A 4,255-nucleotide genomic window follows, 5' to 3' on the forward strand; every position below is an offset into this window, starting at 1 on the left:
AGGGAGTCGTGGCGAATTGTCAAGACTTCGCCTACGCCACCGAATATAACTTCTTGATGAGCGAGAAGGCCTGAAAGGCGGATGCTGTGGATTTTAACCTGACCAAACTCTGCTCCTCTTGCGCCTTCCAGCTTCAATTGCTCTCCTGAAAAGTCTCTGGCGCTTCCTTGACGAGATCCGGCGATAACCTCTGCAGTACGCATGGCGGTCTGAGAGGGAGCATCGATTTTCCCATCATGATGAAGCTCAATAATTTCAGCATCGGGGAAATAGCGTGCCGCCTGCTTTGCGAAGCTCATCATTAAAACTGCTCCAATTGCAAAATTCGGAACCAATAATGCGCCGGTATGATGTTCGCTGCAGGCTAGACGAATATCCGTAATAGAATTCTTGCCTATACCTGAGGTGCCAATGACAGGACGCACACCGTGTTCGATTGCTGTTAAAGCATGCTCTGGAGCTATCATAGCGACCGTGAAATCAACGAGCACTTCAGGCTTAGTTTCCTCTAATAGCTTTGAAAGAAGTCGAGGCTGTACCTGAATATCAATTGGATTTCGACCGATTACCGTACCGATGTCCTCACCATGACGATTTCTATCAACAGCCAAAACCAATTCCATATCCGGCTGATCTAATACTGTTCGGACAACTTCCATCCCCATACGCCCGGACGCGCCGGTCACTGCAACACGAATCATATCCATTTATAGCTCCTTTGATCGCCTTCTATTGTCCCGTAAATAGCGGACTCTCATTTTATCCTAACTCCGCAACGGAATGCGATAAGACAAAAGGTTGACTATCGCGCCAATTCGATAACCGTATATTGAGAACATCTATCGTCACTAGATGTTCTTGAATACACAATAAGGAATGGTGAAACATGCCTAAACTAATATCAAAAAATGAACTGAGTTGGACACCATGCGGGTATCGAAACTTTAGCCTTGGTTCGACAGCAACCGGAATTCCAAATCTTCCTGCAGATGCCATTATGGCCATTATCCACGTTGAAGGTATTAGCTGCCGTTGGCGAGATGATGGAATAGCGCCTTCTGCGTCTGTAGGGATGCCGCTCACAAGCATTACGCCTTTCACCTATTTTGGCGACCTAAGCGCTCTTTCGTTTATCTCATCGGGCGGCACTGTCAATATTAGCTTAAGCCTCTATTCCTAAACGCCGGGACATTTATTATTTCTCAGGAGCGTAAGCATTATGACAAGTTGTAACAAACGAGATATGCTTCTCGATGATAACCGTTTGAGCGCTGAAGCAAAGCGTAAGTTCCTGGCTGTGTTAAAGGATGTGCGTTCAAAGGGATTACCGCTCTTAGTTTGGGAAGTTTATCGCAGTCCGGCAAAGCAACTCAAGCTGTTTATCAAAGGCCTGACACGATTACGATTTCCTAAATGGCACGGCAATGGTCGAGCGATGGACTGTTGTTGGCTGGTGGACGGAAAACCCACTTGGAATGTACCGCAGGAATGGTGGCAAACCTATGGGAAAGCCGTCAGGGCGCATGGCCTGATTTGGGGCGGTGACTGGAAAACCCGTGACTGCCCACATGCTCAATGGGAGGGCAAATGAATATACATTGGGGCCGAATTATTACAGGGCTTGTCATTATCTTCGGGGCAGGCGGAACCTGGCATACAACCGGATTAGATGCAAAATTTCCCGAAGCAAGTCCATGGGTCACTTTCATACTCGCGATTGCAGCCCTTTTCATATCGCCAACCAAGCAGGGTGAAACAAAATGAGTTGGCTAACTAAAACCCTTGGATTGGACAAACTGAAGAACCAGACAGGACGAGATGTTGCGGGGGATATTCTCAAACAAATAGGCAAAAGCGCCGCGGAGTCAGGTTTATCCGAGATGACGCAATCGGCGAGTATCGGGATTAAAGTTCTTGAGATAAACATCCTATCCGAGCTGAGCCGCATAGGCATCAACTCCTCCGATCGAGTTCTTATTGAAGAAGCGCTAAACAAAGAACGTCAAGCCCTCTTGTCCCGAATGGCAACCACAAAAACCTATCTCCTCGACCGTTGGTTCTAAGAAAGACATCATCCCAAAATAATGTCCCCCTTTCCAAGGGGGACATTATTGTTTTTCACTTACTCCTCTTTAAATAACTGTTTTACCATTCGCCAGGCGACTAAAGTCGCTGACCAAGTCCGCCTACGCCGATTCCCGTAGGGGCGCTGCTTGCTACGCCCCTACACAAACGAAGATTTAAACTGTCCAAATTATGCTGAAGCCCTACTGTTAAATATTAAGTGTGATGTAGTTGATTGGCTTTACTTAGGCAGATAGAGGGTTAGGCACTTGCAGGCGCCGCCGGACTTGATGAATTCGGTCATTGGGACGGGGTGAACTTCTCGGCCACGATCACGCAAAATCCAGGCAGTGTTAGGGCAGCCGGACGGCATGACGATGTGGTTGCCGATTACCACTGAATTACAGGCAAAATGGAGCGCCTCGTCGAGTTCGATTGGGATTGCATGGAAGTTCTCGTTAATCACTCTTCGCCCGTAGCTATCGAAAGCCCCCGGATAATAGACTACAGTATGTTCATCTAAAGGCAAGAAGCAGGTATCGAGGTGATACCAGCGGTCGTCAACAAGTTCCAATGAGAGCACTCTACATCCAAGCATTTCGGCCAATTTGCGGTGGGAAGAAATTTCACTTCGTTTGAGATAACCTGCAACCAGTGTATCCCCCACAAACAGCGCATCCCCTTCCCCTTCAAAGACCGCATCGTTTGGCAACGTTTCTACTTTGTACTGGCGCTCATTGAACCAATCAGAGAAGAAAGGCTCTTCCAAGCGGCGTTCGAGGTTACGGAACCGAGAGATGATGACCCTATCGTCTATTGCGATCCCTGCGTTGGCGGTGAAGACCATATCAGGACAATTAGTTTGCTGAGGTATGAGTGATATACTTGCCCCTACCTCATCCTGCAACACGCGAAAAAGCTCATTCCACTGTTGCAGCGCTAGCCGTTTATCCGGCTTGTTGGTTACTCGCATCCAGACATTGATCTCATAGACCAGGTCATATGAAGTTGGCTCGCACATCAACAAATTTGAGATGCCAGTGCGGTCGCTTGGTTTCAGACTGTCAGATTTCATAATTAATACTTTATTATCGGCTTATTCAACCACCCACGACACTATCCGGTTATGGCAGCGTGTTGGGCCAATATATGTTCGTTAATACCTGAGCAGAAGATTCGGGAGTTATCGGCTCGGTTGCATGCAAAGCCGCATCTTTTTGGCAATCCCCTTGAAAAACCACATCCAAACTTCCCGTCGCATTTGGTCCAAGGGCGCGCAGAGTGAGTGAACTTGCATCTGACACTGCGTTAAATATCCCTTGAGCGGTATGTATTGCATCCTGCATAATTCGCTCCCGGTTAAAAGCCCCTGATTCGAGCTTAAAGGAAACCGTGATATTTAAGCTGCGCGGATCGATTGTTATATTAGTAATACGATTCGCGAGTTCCGGATTGCGCTGCGAAAGGCTATTGAAAAATCTTTGTTCTAAAACGGTGACTGCTATTGCCGGTTGTAATCTGGGTGGATTAGGGGGCGGAATATTATTTAATTCGGTCGGCGCCTGATTCTGAATTGGAACAGGCGTTGGCGTAATAATTGGCGCTGATGGCTTAGCGATTATCGGCGGTCCAACTGGTGCTGTGGTTGGCTGCTTTCGCATTAACATTATAGAAAGAAAAACAACGAGTACAATCAAAACCCCAATAATGCCAAGTAGGGCGTATGCCCATTTCGGAGGCGGTGTGTTGGGTTGATATTGAGTGTTGGCTACTCTGGCCTCTTCCATCTCGTTTTTGCGTTGTTGTAAATCTTCGAGCTTAACGCGTTCGCCAACACCGTTTGGGTTCAAGTCAAGCGCCATCTGATACCATTCGATTGAATCATCAATACGGCCTTGATCGCGGCAAATATCGCCTAAGAGTGTGTGTGAAGTGGCATTATTAGGGAAGCGGCGCAGGATACCGATGCACATATTCTCCGCTTCAGCCCACTGACCTCGCATCCGTAGTAAGTTCGCATTGGTTAGCTCGGCATAAACCTCGCGGTCCGATCCTTCGAGCGCCACGTTATCCGGATTGTCGCATTTGACCGGAGCGCCGCATTCTAAGCAAAAGACTGCGGATTCCGGAAGCTTAGTAAAGCATTTATCGCAAACTAGCATCAGTATTACCTACCTGTATGCCCAAAGCC

Annotated in this window: 7 protein-coding genes; 4 read left to right on the forward strand and 3 right to left on the reverse strand. The window is 47.7% G+C overall.

The genetic code is table 11. The features are described 5' to 3' along the window. On the reverse strand, nt 1–707 hold a 707-nt coding region (gene dapB / locus WCO51_10285; GenBank protein MEI6513645.1), incomplete at its 3' end, for a 4-hydroxy-tetrahydrodipicolinate reductase. Between the two features lie 179 nt (nt 708–886). On the opposite strand from dapB, the gene WCO51_10290 reads away from it, so the two are divergent. The 4 genes from WCO51_10290 to WCO51_10305 are packed head-to-tail and all read left to right on the forward strand — an operon-like array spanning nt 887 to nt 2,063. Then, nucleotides 887–1,180: a hypothetical protein gene (locus WCO51_10290; protein MEI6513646.1), complete on the forward strand. Its 294-nt coding sequence runs from the start codon at nt 887–889 to the stop codon at nt 1,178–1,180. Between the two features lie 39 nt (nt 1,181–1,219). Further along, nucleotides 1,220–1,591 carry a M15 family metallopeptidase gene (locus tag WCO51_10295; protein MEI6513647.1) on the forward strand — a complete coding sequence of 124 codons (372 nt, stop codon included), beginning with the start codon at nt 1,220–1,222 and terminating at the stop codon, nt 1,589–1,591. Beyond that, complete coding sequence (locus WCO51_10300) at nt 1,588–1,764, forward strand: hypothetical protein (GenBank protein MEI6513648.1); 177 nt, start codon at nt 1,588–1,590, stop codon at nt 1,762–1,764. Before WCO51_10295 ends, WCO51_10300 begins: the two co-directional genes overlap by 4 nt. Then, nucleotides 1,761–2,063: a hypothetical protein gene (locus WCO51_10305; protein ID MEI6513649.1), complete on the forward strand. Its 303-nt coding sequence runs from the start codon at nt 1,761–1,763 to the stop codon at nt 2,061–2,063. Before WCO51_10300 ends, WCO51_10305 begins: the two co-directional genes overlap by 4 nt. A gap of 242 nt (nt 2,064–2,305) precedes the next feature. Here WCO51_10305 and WCO51_10310 read toward each other — a convergent pair whose 3' ends face one another. Next, a complete protein-coding gene (locus WCO51_10310) occupies nt 2,306–3,139 on the reverse strand; it encodes an amidinotransferase (protein ID MEI6513650.1) in 834 nt (277 codons plus the stop codon). A gap of 49 nt (nt 3,140–3,188) precedes the next feature. Beyond that, a complete protein-coding gene (locus WCO51_10315) occupies nt 3,189–4,226 on the reverse strand; it encodes a tetratricopeptide repeat protein (protein ID MEI6513651.1) in 1,038 nt (345 codons plus the stop codon). Between the last annotated feature and the right edge of the window lie 29 nt (nt 4,227–4,255).

It is taken from the genome of bacterium, assembly GCA_037131655.1.
Taxonomy (GTDB): Bacteria; Armatimonadota; Fimbriimonadia; order Fimbriimonadales; family JBAXQP01; genus JBAXQP01.